This window comes from Arthrobacter sp. zg-Y1171 (genome assembly GCF_025244845.1).
GTDB lineage: Bacteria > Actinomycetota > Actinomycetes > Actinomycetales > Micrococcaceae > Arthrobacter_B.
Genome location: NZ_CP104264.1, coordinates 1007286 through 1024300, shown reverse-complemented (window position 1 = coordinate 1024300; position 17015 = coordinate 1007286). Strand labels below are relative to the sequence as shown.

14 protein-coding genes are annotated in these 17015 nt (G+C 66.3%); 7 read left to right on the top strand and 7 right to left on the bottom strand.

Going from position 1 to position 17015, the window contains the following annotated elements:
• Positions 1-17: 17 nt before the first annotated feature.
• The 4 genes from N2L00_RS04805 to N2L00_RS04790 are packed head-to-tail and all read right to left on the bottom strand — an operon-like array spanning position 18 to position 3567.
• Positions 18-1166, bottom strand: a complete 1149-nt coding sequence (locus tag N2L00_RS04805; RefSeq protein WP_255863425.1) for an adenylate/guanylate cyclase domain-containing protein — start codon at positions 1164-1166, stop codon at positions 18-20.
• The gene (locus N2L00_RS04800) at positions 1159-1728 is read right to left on the bottom strand and encodes a PH domain-containing protein (protein WP_255863426.1); all 570 of its coding nucleotides are present in this window, start codon (positions 1726-1728) and stop codon (positions 1159-1161) included. Before N2L00_RS04800 ends, N2L00_RS04805 begins: the two co-directional genes overlap by 8 nt.
• A 34-nt stretch (positions 1729-1762) precedes the next feature.
• Complete coding sequence (locus tag N2L00_RS04795) at positions 1763-2650, bottom strand: biotin--[acetyl-CoA-carboxylase] ligase (protein WP_255863427.1); 888 nt, start codon at positions 2648-2650, stop codon at positions 1763-1765.
• 59 nt (positions 2651-2709) lie between these two features.
• Entirely contained in the window at positions 2710-3567 is an 858-nt protein-coding gene (locus tag N2L00_RS04790; protein ID WP_255767075.1) for an NAD(P)-dependent oxidoreductase, read from the bottom strand.
• A 264-nt stretch (positions 3568-3831) separates the two neighbouring features.
• Between N2L00_RS04790 and N2L00_RS04785 the strand changes: the two genes are divergently transcribed.
• From N2L00_RS04785 to N2L00_RS04765, 5 genes are all read left to right on the top strand, one after another.
• Positions 3832-5421, top strand: coding sequence for an acyl-CoA carboxylase subunit beta (locus N2L00_RS04785; RefSeq protein ID WP_255863569.1), 1590 nt, complete (start codon positions 3832-3834; stop codon positions 5419-5421).
• Positions 5418-5651 (top strand): acyl-CoA carboxylase subunit epsilon, encoded by a 234-nt coding sequence (locus N2L00_RS04780; RefSeq protein WP_255863428.1) that lies wholly within the window; start codon positions 5418-5420, stop codon positions 5649-5651. The genes N2L00_RS04785 and N2L00_RS04780 overlap by 4 nt, the downstream gene beginning before the upstream one ends.
• A 44-nt stretch (positions 5652-5695) precedes the next feature.
• The gene (locus tag N2L00_RS04775) at positions 5696-7426 is read left to right on the top strand and encodes a DUF885 domain-containing protein (RefSeq protein WP_374676617.1); all 1731 of its coding nucleotides are present in this window, start codon (positions 5696-5698) and stop codon (positions 7424-7426) included.
• Positions 7427-7598: 172 nt separating this feature from the next.
• Entirely contained in the window at positions 7599-8993 is a 1395-nt protein-coding gene (locus N2L00_RS04770; protein WP_255767073.1) for a dicarboxylate/amino acid:cation symporter, read from the top strand.
• Between the two features lie 92 nt (positions 8994-9085).
• Complete coding sequence (locus tag N2L00_RS04765; protein WP_255863429.1) at positions 9086-9721, top strand: nucleoside triphosphate pyrophosphatase; 636 nt, start codon at positions 9086-9088, stop codon at positions 9719-9721.
• 256 nt (positions 9722-9977) lie between these two features.
• Here the strand turns inward: N2L00_RS04765 and N2L00_RS04760 are convergent, their stop codons facing one another.
• Entirely contained in the window at positions 9978-10580 is a 603-nt protein-coding gene (locus N2L00_RS04760) for a hypothetical protein (RefSeq protein ID WP_255863430.1), read from the bottom strand.
• 592 nt (positions 10581-11172) lie between these two features.
• On the opposite strand from N2L00_RS04760, the gene N2L00_RS04755 reads away from it, so the two are divergent.
• Positions 11173-12978 carry a biotin carboxylase N-terminal domain-containing protein gene (locus N2L00_RS04755; protein ID WP_255863431.1) on the top strand — a complete coding sequence of 602 codons (1806 nt, stop codon included), beginning with the start codon at positions 11173-11175 and terminating at the stop codon, positions 12976-12978.
• 99 nt (positions 12979-13077) lie between these two features.
• Here N2L00_RS04755 and N2L00_RS04750 read toward each other — a convergent pair whose 3' ends face one another.
• On the bottom strand, positions 13078-14505 hold the full coding sequence (locus N2L00_RS04750) for an MFS transporter (RefSeq protein ID WP_255863432.1): 1428 nt from the start codon (positions 14503-14505) through the stop codon (positions 13078-13080).
• Between the two features lie 178 nt (positions 14506-14683).
• Entirely contained in the window at positions 14684-16090 is a 1407-nt protein-coding gene (locus N2L00_RS04745; RefSeq protein WP_255767068.1) for an NAD(P)H-quinone dehydrogenase, read from the bottom strand.
• A gap of 90 nt (positions 16091-16180) precedes the next feature.
• On the opposite strand from N2L00_RS04745, the gene N2L00_RS04740 reads away from it, so the two are divergent.
• Complete coding sequence (locus N2L00_RS04740; protein ID WP_230024962.1) at positions 16181-16981, top strand: purine-nucleoside phosphorylase; 801 nt, start codon at positions 16181-16183, stop codon at positions 16979-16981.
• The last annotated feature ends 34 nt before the right edge of the window (positions 16982-17015 follow it).

Genomic DNA, 17015 nt, shown 5'->3' with positions numbered 1-17015 from the left:
AGGGGCCGGAGGGTCCGCTAGTCCAGCACGAGGCCGGATCCGGTCCCCCGGGCCAGGGTCACCGGATGGATTTCACCGAACCCGCGCACGTTGCGCGGCTGGTGCGGGATGAGCACGAATTTGGGGTTGTCCTTCAGCGCCGCGGCAGTGGAGGCATCGGTAAGGACCGTACCGGGTTCGGCCAGGGAGGTGAGCCGGGAAGCAAGGTTGACGGTGGGTCCGTAGATATCGCCAAGCCGGGAAAGCACCCGGCCCCAGACCAGGGACACCCGGGCAGAGGGCAGCAGATCGTCCTCGGTAAAGGCCTTCGCCAGCGCCAGCGAAATCTCCGCTCCGGCCTCCGGGCTCTCGGCGTTGAAGAGGACTTCGTCACCGATGGTCTTCACCAGCCGTCCGCCGCCCACCGAGATGATCTCTGCGCACTTGTGCTCGAAACGCTGCACCATCTGGGCCAGGGTCTTCTCGTTCATTTGCCGGGAAAGGCTGGTGTAGGAGACGAGGTCGGCAAAACCGACGGCGCGCGCCAACGGCAGCGGCGCGTCATCGGAGGCGGCGTCGTCGTGGCTGGCCAGGCCTGCCTCGGCACGCAGGGCCAGGCGTTGGACGGCCGCGTTGAGCTGGCGTTTCCAGGCGTAAACGAGGGTCTTTTCGAGCGGCTCGATCAGGCCGGGAAGAGCCTCGACCAGCCGCTTGCGGGCTTCGGCGTCGGTGATACCGCGGCGGACCACCATTTCCTCCACCAGCGCTTCGACCTGCCAGACCACCATTCGGTCCGTCATCTGGCCGATGGACCGCATGATCGAGATGGCTGCATCCTCGGTGAGCTGCTCGTCGCGCACCAGTTCGATCACGGTGCTCAGGGCCTCGCGGTCCTGTTCGGTGAAGAAGACGGCGTCGTCGTCAAGGTTGGGGAAACCCATGGCCCGCCAGAGCTTGCGCGCGGAAAGCAGGGACACGCCCGCTTCGGCGGCGGCTTCACGGCGGCGAAGCGTACGCGGGCCGCCGAGCAGCTGCGCCTCAAGCTTGCGCACGTCCTCCCGGTCGATCTCGGTGCCGGTACTGGCATGGGTGTAGTCGGGACGGGGCACCGGAACGGGCTGCACGGGCGGGGTCGTTGGTTCGGGGTGGCTCGCGGAACCGAGCTCGCCGTGGCCGGTATCAGTCATCGTCCCTCCCTTCGTAGTCGTATTCCCCGTCTGTTTCCATATCTACACCATCAAACATGGCAGTCAGCGGCAGCTGACCGATGGCGGAGACCACCATGGCGCGGAAACGGTGCACCTCCGGCACCGCCGGATACTGCATAATCCGCCCATGCCCCAGGTCGAGGATGAGGGTGCCGCTGCGCTGCATCCGGTCCGTCACGGACTGCCGGATTTCCAGCTGGTAAATGGCGGCAAGGGCAATTTCGTGCTCGCGGCGCATCAGCACTCCCTGCCGCTGGATCAGCCTCCGGTCGGTGAGGATGATGCGTCCGGCCAGCCAGCGCAGCACGGGCGGAACGGCGTAGCGGGCCAGCAGCAGCACGGCCAGCACCACAACCGCCGGCTGCAGGTAGGGGCTGAATTCGGCCAGTTGTCCGGGCAGCGAGTCCCGGCTTAGCCAGCCCAAGGCGTAACCGGCCAGGGCTCCGGTGATTCCCGCAAGCACCAGTGGTTTCCACAGGGAACGGGCGTGCGGGCGGCCCGCGGCGATGATGTGCTCGCCGGGAGAGAGTTTCAGGCGCACGGGTCGCCTCCCGGCAGGCGGGTGGGTTCAGCCCTCACGGCTGCTCGGGGCGCAGGTGTACGACGTCGGCCGCGCTGACGGTATGCGTGGCGCCGGCGTCGTCGACAATGACGAGGGCACCCGTGGGCGCCAGGGCAACGGCACGGCCGGTAAGGACGCCGCCGCCGGGCAGCTGCGCGCTTACGCCGCGGCCCAGGGTGCCCAGGCGTGCCGAGACCTCGTCCCGCAGTGCCTCCCGGGATCCGGCAGGCACTGCCTCCGGATCGCCGTCCACCGAGCAGAAGGACCGGTACCGGGCTGCCAACGCCAACAGGTAATCCTGCAGCAGGACGTTCCGGTCCGTAGTGGAGGCATACTCCATCAACAGGCTGGTGGCGGTGGGGACGGGCAGGTCTTCGTCCGTGAGGCTCACGTTCAGGCCGGCGCCGACCACCACGGCCGGCGGGCCGCCGTCGGATGCCGGAACCAACTGGGCCAGCACGCCGGCGAGTTTCCGCCCGTCCACCATGACGTCGTTCGGCCATTTCAACCGGGCTTCGACGCCGGTGCGCGCCGCCACGCTTTCCGCCATGGCCAGGGCGGCCAGCAGCGACAACCAGCCATAGGAGGTTGTGGGCAGGGGGCGTCCGGACGGGCCCACCGGACGCAGCAGTACGCTGACGAACAGCGAGGAACGCTCGGGAGCCACCCAGCTGCGGTCCATCCGGCCGCGGCCTGCCATCTGCAGCTCAGCGGTCAGGACGGTCAGGTCCGCGACCTCCCAGGGGCGCAGCCGTGCGGCGTCCGCCAGATCCGTATTGGTGGATCCGGTCTCCGCCACCACTTCCAGCGCAGCGAAGGGACCGTTGGGTACCACCAGTGCCGCCCTCAGGCGGCCGGGGTCCAGGGCCGGTCTTTCCATGCTGGAGTAGTGCAGTTGCATTCTTCCGATCTTACGCGGGCGCCCCGACATTCCCTTCGCGCCCGGCCCTGCAGCGCGGGTTAGAGGAAGAAGTCCGGCATCAGCTTGTCCGCGGGCACTCCGGGAGCATAACGGCTGAAATCCGTGATTCCCTCCTCGCGCAGCACCTCTTCGTCGGTGTAGAAGTTGCCGGTGGACTGTCCGCTCGGACGGGTGAGGATCGCGTGTGCGGCGTCCGCCATGATGTCAGCGCTGCGGGAGGCCGCGGCAAGCTTGTCCCCTCCGGGCATGTTGCGGATGGCCGCGGTGTTAATGCCGGTCACCGGCCAGAGCGAGTTCACGGACACGCCGTCGTTCTTCAGTTCCTCGGCCAGGCCGAGCGTGGTGAGGGACATACCGTACTTGGCCATGGTGTACGCCAGGTAGCCGCCGGCCCACTTGGGATCCAGGTTCAGGGGCGGGGACAGGGTGAGAATGTGGCCGTTGCCGGACCGGCGCAGGGCGTCCAGGGAGAACTTGGAAAGCATAAACGTGCCGCGGGTGTTGATGTCTGCCATCAGGTCATAGCTCTTCATCGACACGGCGTCGGTGCCGGAAAGGTCGATGGCAGAGGCATTGTTCAGGACAATGTCGATCCCGCCGAACTGCTCGATGGTGGATTCGACGGCGCGGGCAACGTCTTCGTCGCGGCGCACGTCGCCGATGATCGGCAGGGCCTTGCCGCCGGCTGCTTCGAGCTGTTCGGCGGCCGTGTAGACGGTACCTTCGAGCTTCGGGTGCGGCTCCGCCGTTTTGGCGAGCATGGCGATGTTGGCGCCGTCCGCTGCTGCGCGCAGGGCAATGGCGAGGCCGATGCCGCGGCTTCCGCCGGACATCAGGATGGTGCGTCCGGCGAGGGACCGGGACGCCGTTTCCGGGGTGCTGTTGGGGATGCTCATAGCCACAGGGTAATGCACCCTGCAGCTATGTTACTAGCCAGTAACATCATGTCTCCGGAGATTCCCTTCCGGGGACCGGACCAACCGGCAGGAGACGACATTGTAGGTTTTCTACACTCTGTCCCCCCGGCGCGGCTCATTAGACTGGGTAAACCGTCACGCATTTTGTGCGGAACCTACTTAACGCCCTGCACTGCCCCATCCTCGGGATTCCCCGAAGGCGCGGCAGCGTCTGAACTGAAGCACCCGGAGGCCCCTTTGAGTATCGACCAGGACCTGTCCCTGCATACGACGGCCGGCAAGATTGCCGAGTTCCGGCGCCGGCAGGCCTCGGCAGCGGTGCCCTCGGGGCAGGCGGCAGTGGAAAAGCAGCACGCCCGAGGCAAGCACACCGCCCGCGAGCGGATCGACCTGCTGGTGGACGCCGGGTCCTTCGTGGAGTTCGACGCCCTCGCCGTGCACCGCTCCACCGCTTTCGGCATGGAAAAGAAGAAACCCCTCGGCGACGGGCTGGTTTCCGGCTACGCCACCGTCGACGGACGCCCCGTGGCCGTCTACAGCCAGGACTTCAGCGTCTACGGCGGCTCCCTGAGCCAGGTCAACGGCGAGAAGATCGTCAAGGTGCAGGAATTCGCCCTGCGCAACGGCTGCCCGGTGATCGGCATCCTGGACGGCGGCGGAGCCCGCATCCAGGAAGGCGTCGCCTCGCTGGCCATGTTCGCCGATATTTTCCGCAACAATGTCCACGCCTCCGGCGTCGTTCCCCAGATCTCACTGATCATGGGCCCCTCCGCCGGCGGAGCGGCCTACTCCCCCGCCCTCACCGACTACGTGGTGATGGTGGACAAGACCTCGCACATGTTCATCACGGGTCCCGACGTCATTAAGACGGTCACCGGTGAAGACGTGGATATGGAAACCCTCGGCGGCGCCCGGCAGCACAATGCGAACACCGGCACCTCCGCCTATCTGGCCTCCGACGAAGAGGACGCCGTCGAGTTCGTCCGCGAGCTGCTCGATTTCCTGCCGTCGAACAACCTGGCCGAAGCACCGCTGACCGCGTTTGACCAGGACCCGGAAACCACCGACGCGGACCTGGCCCTGGATGAGCTGATCCCGGACTCCTCAAACCAGCCCTATGACATCCGCACCGTCATCGAGACCGTCCTGGATGACGGGCACTTCCTGGAAATGCAGGCCCTGTACGCCCCGAACGTGATCATCGGCTACGGCCGCATGGAGGGCCACACGGTAGGCATCGTGGCCAACCAGCCAATGCAGTTTGCCGGCACCCTGGACATCGCCGCCTCCGAAAAAGCGGCCCGGTTTGTCCGCAACTGCGACGCCTTCAACATCCCGATCCTGACCTTCGTGGACGTGCCGGGCTTCCTGCCGGGCAAGGACCAGGAGTTCCAGGGCATCATCCGCCGCGGCGCCAAACTGCTCTACGCCTACGCCGAGGCCACGGTTCCCAAGCTGACGGTCATCACCCGCAAGGCCTACGGCGGCGCGTACATCGTGATGGGTTCCAAGAAGCTCGGCGCCGACATCAACCTCGCCTGGCCCACTGCGCAGATCGGCGTGATGGGTGCCCAGGGCGCGGTGAACATCCTCTACCGCGCGCCGCTCAAGGCAGCGGCCGACGCCGGCGGCGACGTCGAGGACGTCCGGCGCCAATACATTGAGCAATATGAAGATGAGCTGCTCAACCCCTACCAGGCGGCCGAGCTCGGGTACGTGGACGCCGTCATTGCCCCTTCGGACACCCGCCTGCAGCTGATCCGGGGCCTGCGGGCACTGCGGGACAAGCGTGCGTCCCTGCCCGCCAAGAAGCACGGGAACATGCCGCTGTGAGTATTGACGGCAGCACCCCGGAACCGGCTTCGGAGCCGCTGTTTTCCGTGGTTTCCGGCTCCCCGACGGACGAGGAACTCGCAGCCCTGACCGCCGTCGTCGCCGGGCTGGGAGCGCAGGCTGCACCCCTGTCTCCCGCCCGCCCGGCCCACCGCGCGTGGGCACGGCGGCGGAACCTGCGCCTGGACCCGAAGCCCGGGCCGGGGTCCTGGCGGCGGAGTTACCGCTAGCCCCGATAAGTGCCTCGGGGCCGGTGTGCGGTTAGGCTACCTTTGTGACTCAACAGACACCTTCCTCCGCGCCCGTGTCCGCCACTGCCGGCAGTACCCCGGTGCGCCGGCCCACAGCCATCGACGCCGTTGCCGATGCCTTCACCGCCACGTTCCTGCAGCTGGATCCGTCCCTCGCCACGTCCCTGGGCATCCCGGGCCGGGAAACCGAATACGGCGATTACTCGCCGGCCGGCCTGGAGTCCTATGCCGAAGCAGTCCGGGAGACGCTCAGCCGGCTGGACGGACTTGAGCCCGCAGACGACGTCGACCGCGTGACCCTTGACGCCATGCACGAACGCCTCGGCCTGGACCTGGAAATCCACGAGTCCGGCTGGGACCTGGCCGAGCTGAACAACATTGCTTCCCCCGCGCAAAGAATCCGTAGCATCTTCGACCTCATGCCTACGGATACCGAAGAGCAGTGGCACCACATTGCCGGGCGCCTGAACAACGTGGACGACGCCGTCGCCGGCTACATCACCAGCCTGCGCAGCGGCATCGGACACGACCGGGTGGCCGCCCGCCGGCAGGTAAAGATCGTGGTGGAGCAGGCTTCCGCGTATGCAGAGGACGGCGGGTTCTTTGACGCCCTCGCCGCCAATGCCGCCCTGCCCGGAGGCGGAGAGCTGCCCGACGCGCTCCGCGCGGACCTGAAGGCTGGAGCCGAATCCGCCCGCCGGGCCTATGCCAACCTTGCAACCTTCCTGGAGGAGGAACTTCTTCCGGCTGCACCCGCCGCAGATGCCGTAGGCCGGGAGCGTTACGCGCTGATGTCCCGCCAGTTCCTCGGATCCGCCGTGGATCTGGAGGAAACCTACCAGTGGGGCGTGGAGGAACTGGACCGCATCATCGCCGAGCAGGAAGCCGTGGCCGAGCAGATCCGGCCCGGCGCCACCGTGGCGGAAGCCATGCGGATCCTCGATGAGGACCCGGCTCGCCAGCTGCACGGAACGGATGAACTGCAGGCCTGGATGCAGGACCTCGCCGACCGCGCCGTCGAAGACCTCGCCGGATCCCACTTCGAGATCACCGAACCGATGCGCCGGATCGAGTGCATGATTGCACCCACCCAGGAGGGCGGGATCTACTACACCGGTCCCAGCGACGATTTCTCCCGTCCGGGCCGCATGTGGTGGTCCGTGCCGGCCGGCGAGGACACCTTCACCACCTGGCAGGAAACCACCACGGTCTACCACGAGGGCGTTCCTGGCCACCACCTGCAGATTGCGACGGCGACGGCATCGCGCGGACTGCTCAACGACTGGCGACGCAACATCTGCTGGGTTTCCGGCCACGGCGAGGGCTGGGCCCTCTACGCCGAAAGGCTGATGGAGCAGCTGGGCTACCTCAGCGACCCGGGCGACCGGATGGGAATGCTGGATGCGCAGCGGATGCGTGCCGCCCGCGTGGTCTTCGACATCGGCGTCCACCTGGAACTGGAAATCCCGGAACGGTGGGGTGAAGGCACCTGGACGGCCAACAAGGGCTACGCGTTCCTGAAAGAAAACATGTCGATCAGCGAAGGGCAGCTCAACTTCGAGTTCACCCGCTACCTGGGTTGGCCGGGACAGGCCCCGTCCTACAAGCTGGGCCAGCGGCTCTGGGAACAGATCCGCGACGAGGTCCGCAGCCGTGAGGCCGGTGCGTTCGACGAGAAGGCTTTCCACACCCGGGCACTGCAGCTCGGCTCCGTGGGGCTGGACACGCTGCGGCGTGCCCTGCTGGGCGAGTAAACGGAAGCGATCTTAGTCACAGCGGCCCGGGGAATATCCCGGGCCGCTGAGGCGAAGCCCCGTGACAGCGCGGAATTGGCGACCGTCAGGTGAGCACTCCGACTTTTTCCTGCCGTCATATTTCGCAACTTGGAGGCGGTTCTGGTAATGACGCACCGCTAGAGTCTTTCCCGTGACCTCACAGACCTCCTCCCCTGAATCCACCGCCCGGCGGCTGCCCAAGTGGGCAACGTCCTTCGGACCGCAGATCATCGCCGCCCTTATTGCGGGCCTGGCGCTGGGCCTGCTGGCCAAGTCAATGGGCACCGTTGACGATGAGCCGAACTGGCTCACCACCACGCTGGACACCATCGGCACCAGCTACGTATCGCTGCTGAAGGCCGCCGTTGTCCCCCTGATCTTCACCGCCGTGGTCAGCTCCATCGCCAACCTCCGGGCCGTTTCCAACGCCGCCCGGCTGGCCTGGCAGACGCTGCTTTGGTTCGCCATCACGGCACTCATCAGCGTGGTCATCGGCATCCTGCTGGGCTTCTTCCTGCAGCCCGGCAACAACGCCGACGTCAGCCAGGGCGAGGAGTTCAGCGGCAGCCAGGGCAGCTGGGTGGGCTTCCTGACCGGCCTGGTGCCGGCCAACTTCCTGGGACTCGGCGCCAGCTCCAAGGTGGCGGAGTCCGGGGACGTCACCACCAGCGTCAGCTTCAACGTGCTGCAGATCCTCGTGATCGCCATCGCCGTCGGCATTGCCGCCCTCAAGGTCGGCAAGCCCGCCGAAGCGTTCCTGGCCCTGAATGCCTCGGCCCTCGCCGTTATCCAGAAGGTCCTGTGGTGGATCATCCGCCTTGCACCGGTCGGCACGGTCGGCCTCATCGGCACCGCCGTCGCGACCTACGGCTGGGACACCATCGGTTCCCTGGGCATGTTCGCCCTCACCGTTTACCTTGGCCTGTTCCTGGTGCTGTTCGGTGTCTACCCGGCACTGATCAAGGCCCACGGCCTCTCCGTCCGCCAGTGGTTCTCCGGCGCCTGGCCCGCTATCCAGCTGGCCTTCGTTTCGCGCTCCTCGGTGGGTACGCTGCCGCTGACCCAGCGCGTGACCGAGCGTAACCTCGGCGTGCCCCGGGCCTACGCCTCCTTCGCCGTACCCCTGGGTGCAACCACCAAGATGGACGGCTGCGCCTCCATCTACCCGGCCGTCTCCGCGATCTTCGTGGCACAGTTCTTCAACGTGGACCTGGTCTTCACCGACTACCTGCTCATCGCACTGGTTTCGGTCCTGGGTTCCGCCGCAACCGCCGGCACCACCGGCGCCGTCGTGATGCTCACGCTGACCCTGTCCACCCTCGGCCTGCCGCTGGCCGGCGTCGGCCTGCTGCTGGCCATCGATCCGATCCTGGACATGGGCCGCACCGCCGTGAACGTGGCCGGCCAGACCGTGGTCCCCACCCTCGTGGCCCGGCGCAACGGACTGCTGGACAACGGACTGTACAACGCCCGCCGCCAGGGCGATCCCTTTGCGGACGATTCCGAGCAGATCGAGGTTCCCCTGCTCGTTGAGTCCAAGAGCTGATCCCTTCGGGCAGCAGCGCCGGGCCGTCCCTTCGGGGCGGCCCGGCGTTTTTGGTTTCCGGGCCGGTCCGCCGCGGCACTAGGCTTGAACCCGTGACCAACCCGAACCTGAGCCTCATCCTGGCCTCCGCGTCCCCCGCCCGCACCAAGCTGCTGACCGACGCCGGCATCAGCCATACCGTCCTCGTCTCCGACGTCGACGAAGACGCCGTCACCGCCCGCTACGGCCTGACCGACCCGCACGATACGGCCCTGCTGCTGGCCCGCGCCAAGGCCGAAGCCGTAGCGTCCCTGCCCGAGGCTGACGGCGCGCTGGTGATCGGCTGCGATTCAGTCTTCGAATTTGCCGGCGAGGCACACGGCAAGCCGTGGGAAGCCGACGTCGCCCGCGGACGGATCCGCCGCATGAGCGGTTCCTCCGGGGTACTGCATACCGGGCACTGGCTGGTGGACTGCCGCGACACCGACGAGGACGGCTCCGGAGCCACCCTCGGGGCGGTGTCCTCTGCAGAGGTGCACTTCGTGAAGCTTTCCGAGGACGAGATCGAGGCCTACATCGCCACGGGCGAGCCGCTGCAGGTGGCCGGTTCCTTCACTATCGACTCCCTGGGCGGGGCGTTCATCGAGCGGGTCGACGGCGACCCGCACGCCGTCGTCGGGCTTTCCGTTTCGACGCTGCGGGAGCTCCTGGCCAGCGCCGACGTGCGGATCATCGACCTCTGGAAGTAGCGTCTGCTGCGTTCCCGTCGCCGGGGCGGGCTGCTGTACAGCTAACGGGCGTATCCGGGCCTGGTCCGCGGCGGATGTACAGATAACGGGCTTATCCCGGCGCCAATACCCCGTTATCTGTACTAGCACCGCGCCACCGAGGCCGTTGTACAGCTAACGGGCCTATCCCGGTCCGGTCAACGGCCGTTGTACAGCTAACGGGCCTATCCGGGCGCCAATACCCCGTTATCTGTACTAGCACCACAGAACCTCAGCCTTACGAGCCGCTACCCGTGCGCCACCCGGCCAGGGCCAGGCCTCTGAGTACCTTTGCTCTGATACGGTGCTGGCCCTGCGCAAAGTCAGCTTTGCTTATCTTGACCTGAATCCACCCCAACTCCGCCGTCTTGAGATCCCTGTAGTGGTCACGGGCCTGCTGTTCGGGTGTTAGGTGATGCGCGCCGTCGTACTCAAGACAGGTCCGGAATTCCTGGCAGCCGAGATCAGCCCATACCTGCGGCTCTCCCGCGGCATCACAGATGGCAACATTTGGGAGGAATTCGGGCAGCTCCGGGTCAGCAAGCAGCATCAACCGCAGCCGCGTTTCCGGCGGTGAATCCACTCCCACCCGGAGGCGTTCCAGTGCACTCCGGCATTTGCGGACATGAGCGTTGCGCGCCTTCCCCTCGATGAAGCCGCGCAGATCCGCCAGTGGTACGAGTGCTACACGGGGCGTTCCAAAATTCCGATGATGCTCACTGACGATCTGGTCCCCCATAACCACCAGCTCTTCCGGAGACAGCATTCCGGCAAGGTCCAGCCATGTGCGGGCAATGCTGGTGACCGGCAGTCCCTGGACCGTCTCCGTCTCATCCGCCATTAGCTCCAAACGGTGCCCCACCACATTCCTTCTCCTCGGCGTCCCTAGCCCCGGGGGTCGGCTCAGATGGATCACCGGTTCCTCAGCCAGCCGCCAAGGAAGCACCAGTCCGTGCAGCCGCGCCGCCGTCGCATGGCTCAGGACGGCGTCCGGCAATAACTCCATATACGGCCGGCAGCTGTCGGCCAGGGAGAACCGGCCTCCCACGGGCACCCGCACGGACCGGCTGGGAGTCCTTAGGTCAGAAGCACGGAGCCGCTCCGCGCTAACGCCATGCGCTTCGGCTTCTGCCACAGTGAAAGGCCTGCCGTGGAGTGCAGCCGGCAATGGGTTAGGGGATCTCATGTCTCCATCCATCACCTGTCGCGAACCTCCCCGCCATCTCGTTCGGGCTCCAGATCGAACTGGCACCTTCGAGAATCCGGCGGTGGAGGGATACTTACCCGACTTCCACCAGCCGCCGGGAACCTCCGGCCTTTTGTAGAATCCCCACAACGAACGGGCGGTTCCCACGCAGAAACAGCACGCATTATGGCCCGAGACCACAAAACCGCGCTAGGCTCCGAACAGATCAAAAGGAGCCAGTGCACCAATGAGCCAGAACATCCCCGCGCCTGCTGCGACCCCCGCCAAGGCACTCACCAAGATCCTCATTGCCAACCGCGGCGAGATTGCGGTCCGCGTCATCCGCGCCGCCCGCGATGAGGGAATTGCCGCCGTTGCGGTCTATGCCGATCCCGACCGCGACGCCCTGCACGTCCGCCTCGCCGACGAGGCCTTTGCGCTCGGCGGCAGCACCGCGGCCGAGTCCTACCTGGACATGGACAAGATCCTCGACGCCGCCGCACGCGCAGGCGCCGACGCCATCCACCCCGGCTACGGCTTCCTCTCCGAGAACGCCGAATTCGCCCAGCGCGTCATCGACGCCGGCCTGACCTGGATCGGCCCCTCCCCCAGCGCCATCTCCTCGCTCGGGGACAAGGTCCAGGCCCGGCATATTGCCGCCAAGGTCGGCGCCCCGCTGGTTCCGGGCACGGCGGATCCGGTGGAGTCGGCCCAGGATGTCCTGGACTTCGCGGACCGGCACGGGCTGCCGCTGGCCATCAAGGCAGCCTTCGGCGGCGGAGGCCGCGGCATCAAGGTTGCCCGCACCCGCGAAGAGATTCCCGAAATGTTCGACTCGGCGGTCCGCGAGGCCACAGCTGCGTTCGGCCGGGGTGAGTGCTTCATCGAGCGTTTCCTGGACGCCCCGCGCCATGTGGAAACCCAGTGCCTTGCTGATGCCTACGGCAACGTGGTGGTCATTTCCACCCGCGACTGCTCCCTGCAGCGCCGCAACCAGAAGCTTGTCGAGGAAGCCCCGGCCCCGTTCCTCACCGAAGAACAGAACGCGAGCCTGTACTCGGCGTCGAAGGCCATCCTCAAGGAAGCCGGCTACCAGGGCGCCGGGACCTGCGAATTCCTGGTCGGCAAGGACGGCACCATTTCCTTCCTGGAGGTCAACACACGGCTGCAGGTGGAACACCCCGTCTCCGAGGAAGTCACCGGCCTGGACCTGGTCCGCGAGCAGTTCCGCATCGCCCGCGGCGAGGCGCTGGGATACGGCGACCCGGAAGTGCGCGGCCACTCCTTCGAGTTCCGCATCAACGGCGAAGACCCGGGGCGCAACTTCATGCCCGCCCCCGGTACCGTCTCCGAGTTCAAGCTGCCCACCGGCCCCGGCGTCCGCGTTGACTCGGGCATCGAAGCGGGCGAAACCGTGGGCGGGAACTTCGATTCCATGCTCGCCAAGCTGATTGTCACCGGAGCCACCCGCCGCGAAGCGCTGCAGCGTGCGCGGCGCGCCTTGGCGGAGATCGACGTCGCCGGCCTGCCCACCGTGCTGCCGTTCCACCGCGCCGTCGCTGCGGACCCCGCCTTCACCGGCGAGGAGACCTTCGGCGTCCACACGCGCTGGATCGAAACCGAGTTCACGAACACCATCCCGGCCTGGAGCGGCGAACCCGGAACGGGCGACGACGACGACGAGCGCCGGCGCGTCACCGTTGAAGTAGGCGGCAAGCGGCTCGAGGTCGTGCTCCCGGCCGGCCTGGGCGGCCCCGCAGCCGGCGCATCCAACGGCACCCGCGGCAACGGCAAGGCCCGCAAGCGTTCCCGGGGCGGTGCATCCACCGCGGCCGCAGGCGATGACCTGACCTCACCCATGCAGGGAACCATCGTCAAGGTGGCCGTCGAGGACGGCGCAGCGGTTCGCGAGGGTGACCTCGTGGTGGTGCTCGAAGCCATGAAGATGGAACAGCCGCTGACCGCGCACAAGTCCGGCACCATCTCCGGCCTGAGCGCCCTGCCCGGCGCGACGGTGTCCGCCGGCGCCGTCATCGCCTCGATTCTGGACTGATCCCGGAGCAACCCCGCGCAACACCAGCAGCAACGCAAAAACACAGCAGGCCCGGTTCCCCCAACGGGAACCGGGCCTGCTGCTGTGTGCTTGAAAGGCCTAGGGGACCTTCACGCCCTCACTGGAATTGTTTTCGTAGTCGACGTCGCGGGTTTCCTTGGTCACGAACAATGCGATCAGCGTCAGCACCGCCATGGATGACAGGTAGATGCCCACCAGCCACGGGCTTCCGTCCGCGGCCTGCCAGAGGGCGACGGCGATGAACGGTGCCACCGCTGCGCCCAGGATCGAGGAGACGTTGTAGGCGATGGCCGACCCGGTGTACCGCACGTTGGTCGGGAAGAGCTCCGGCAGCAGGGCTCCCATGGGTCCGAACGTCAGGCCCATCAGGGTGAAGCCGATGATCAGCAGCGCCATCACCCCCACGGTTCCGCCGCCCAGCAGCGGCGAGAACGTGAAGCCGAAGAGGAAGATGCCGGCGGTGACAACCAACAGTGTCTTGCGGCGTCCGAACTTCTCCGCCAGCGGACCGGCGACGAGCGTGAAGATCCCGAAGAACACCACGCCGATGATCAGCATGATCAGGAAGTCGTTGCGGGCGTAGCCCAGGCCGGCGGCGAAGGTCTCCGGGTCGAATGGCTTGCCGGCCTTTTCCGCGGCGGCCTTGGCCGCTTCCGCGCTCTTGGCCGCGGTCCCGTAGGACAGCGTGAACGTGGTCATCAGGTAGAACAGCACATACGTCGCCAGCATGATGAAGGTGCCGGCAATCATCTGGCGCCAGCTGTACTTGAAGGCGCGGCTCAGGGGCAGTTTGCTGACCTCTCCCGAATCCACAACCTTCTGGAAGGCCGGCGTCTCAACCAGCTTCAGCCGGACGTACAGGCCGATGATCACCATGACGGCGCTGGCCAGGAACGGCACGCGCCAGCCCCAGGAGTCGAACTGCTCGGCATCCAGCTGGAAGCTCAGCAACAGGAACAGGCCGTTGGCCAGGATGAACCCGATCGGCGCGCCCAGCTGCGGGAAGGTTCCCCAGACGGCACGCTTGTTGGCCGGCGCGTTCTCCGTCGCGAGCAGCGCCGCTCCGGACCATTCCCCACCCAGGGCCAGGCCCTGGGCAAACCGCAGGACCACCAGCATTGCGGGAGCGAGGACCGTCCAGCCGTTTTCCGCGGTCGGCAGGCAACCGATCAGGAACGTCGCAATCCCCATGGTCAACAGCGATGCCACCAGGGTTCCCTTGCGGCCCACCTTGTCACCGAAGTGCCCGAAGACGATGGAGCCCAGCGGCCGGGCAATGAAAGCCACCCCGAACACGGCGAACGAGCTCAGCAGGGCCGTGATGCCCTCGGCATTCGGAAAGAACAACCGGGGGAAGACGAGGACTGCTGCCGTTGCGTATACGTAGAAGTCATAGAACTCGATGGAGGTTCCGACGAGGCTGGCAACAATCACGCGGCCCTTGGAATTGGTTTTGGCCGGCGCCGGCGCCGGCGTAGATGCCGCGGAGGGATTCTTAGTAGACATTGGAACTCTTTCGCAAGAGGAAATGAAGTATCCATATCGTAGGAGCATGCGTCCGTTATTTGAGATTTGTGTCCATATACCGGACAAATATTTCATGCTGCCGGTTCACGGGCATAAAAAATCCCGCGCCCGCAAACGGATAATCCGATGCGGGCGCGGGAAGAAGAAGAGTAGTTCGTTACATGTGGACGTGCAGGCGGCGGGCGGCTTCGGAAATGGAGCCCGTGAGCGACGGGTAGACGGCGAAAGTATTGGCCAGGTCATCCACGTGGAGCTTATGGGTGACGGCGATGGCGATCGGGAAGATCAGCTCCGAGGCGCGCGGACCCACCACGACGCCGCCGATCACGGTGCCGGAGCCCTTGCGGGAAATGATCTTCACGAAGCCTTCCTTGACGTCCATCATCTTGGCCCGGGCGTTGGTGTGCAGGGACAGCTTGATGACGTCGCCCTGGTACCGGCCCTCGGCAATGTCGGCCTCGGAAACGCCCACGGACGCGATTTCCGGGGAGGTGAAGATGTTCGAGGCCACGGTCTTGAGCTTCAGCGGCTTCACGCCGTCGCCCATGAGGTGTGCCACGGCGATGCGGCCCTGCATGGCCGCCACGGAGGCCAGGTTGAAAACGCCGGTGCAGTCGCCCGCGGCGTAGACGTTGTTGGCCGTGGTGCGGGAGACGCCGTCAACCCGGATCTGGCCGCGCTCGTCCAGCTGCACCCCTGCTTCTTCCAAACCGATGCCCGCGGTGTTCGGGATGGCGCCCACGGCTACGAGGCAGTGGCTGCCTTCAACAGTCCGTCCGTCCGAAAGCGTGACCAGCACGCCGTCGCCCGTATTCTTCACGGAGTCGGCGCGGGACCGGCTGAGCACGGTCATGCCGCGGGCCTGGAAAACGTCTTCCAGCACGACGGCGGCATCTGCGTCCTCGCCGGGCAGCACGCGGTCGCGGCTGGAGATCAGCGTGACCTTGGTGCCGAGCCCGTTGTAGGCGGAGGCAAATTCCGCGCCGGTGACGCCGGAACCGATGACGATCAGGTGCTCGGGAACCTCGGTGAGGTTGTAGATCTGCTTCCAGGTGAAGATCCGTTCACCGTCGGGAACAGAGGTCTCCAGCTCGCGGGGGTTCGCGCCGGTGGCAATCAGCAAGGCTTCGGCCTTGACCGTTTCCACGGTGCCGTCGTCGGCGGTGACTTCAATGGTGGTGTTGTCCAGCAGGCGGCCTTCGCCGATCTTCACCTTCACGCCCACCCGTTCCAGGGTGCTGCGGATGTCATTGGACTGTTCCTTGGCCAGGGCCAGCAGGCGATGATTGACCACCTTCAGGTCTGCGTAGACCGGCGAGGCCACGTCCCCGAATTCCACGCCGAGATTCCGGGCCGCATTCAGCCGGGTCATCACATCGGCAGTGGCAATAAGTGTCTTGGACGGAACGACGTCGGTGAGCACGGCGGAGCCGCCCAGCCCCTGCCGCTCGACGACGGTTACGTCCGCTCCGAGGGATGCCGCCACGAGGGCAGCCTCATAGCCGCCGGGGCCGCCTCCGAGAATCGCAAGTTTTCGGGCAGTAAAATCTAGTTGGGTGGTCACAAGGGTCTATTCTGTCCCATCGAGTGACGGCGCTCAAACGGCGGTGCAGGCGCGGACTTCGGCAGGCCGGCAAGGCTGTAAGTTTGTTAAGTGACTAACGACCCATTTGAACTTGCCCAGCAGGCCGCCGACTACATTGCAGAGCACACCGGCGTGCCCTCCCACGACATTGCACTGGTCCTCGGAAGCGGCTGGGGTGAAGCCGCCGAGCTGATCGGCGAGACCACCGCTACGCTCTCCGCCTCCGATATCCCGGGCTTCTCGGCCCCCTCCGTGCAGGGGCACGTGGGCACCATCCGCTCCGTCCTCACCACCGACGGCAAGCGCGCCCTGGTCCTGGGTGCACGCACCCACTACTACGAGGGCAAGGGCGTACGCGCCGTCGTGCACGGTGTCCGCACCGCAGCCGCTGCCGGCGCCAAGGTCATGGTCCTCACCAACGGCTGCGGCGGGCTGAATCCCGAGTGGCAGCCGGGCACCCCGGTGCTGATCAGCGACCACCTCAACCTCACCGCCACGTCCCCGCTCGAAGGCGCGACGTTCGTTGACCTGACAGACCTGTACTCGTCGCGGCTGCGCGACGTGGCACGCAGCGTGGACCCGACCCTGGATGAAGGCGTTTACGCCCAGTTCACCGGCCCGCACTACGAAACGCCGGCCGAGGTCCGCTACGCCAAGACCATCGGCGCCGACCTGGTCGGCATGTCCACGGCACTCGAAGCCATTGCCGCACGCCACGCCGGCATGGAGGTCTTCGGGATCTCCCTGGTCACCAACCTGGCCGCCGGCATCAGCCCGGTGGCACTGAGCCACGGCGAGGTCCTGGAAGCGGGACAGGCCGCCGGACCGCGCATCTCCAAGCTGCTCGCCGAGATCATCAACAAGATCTAGCAGCTTTCCGCCGCACAGCTACCCGCACCAGCAA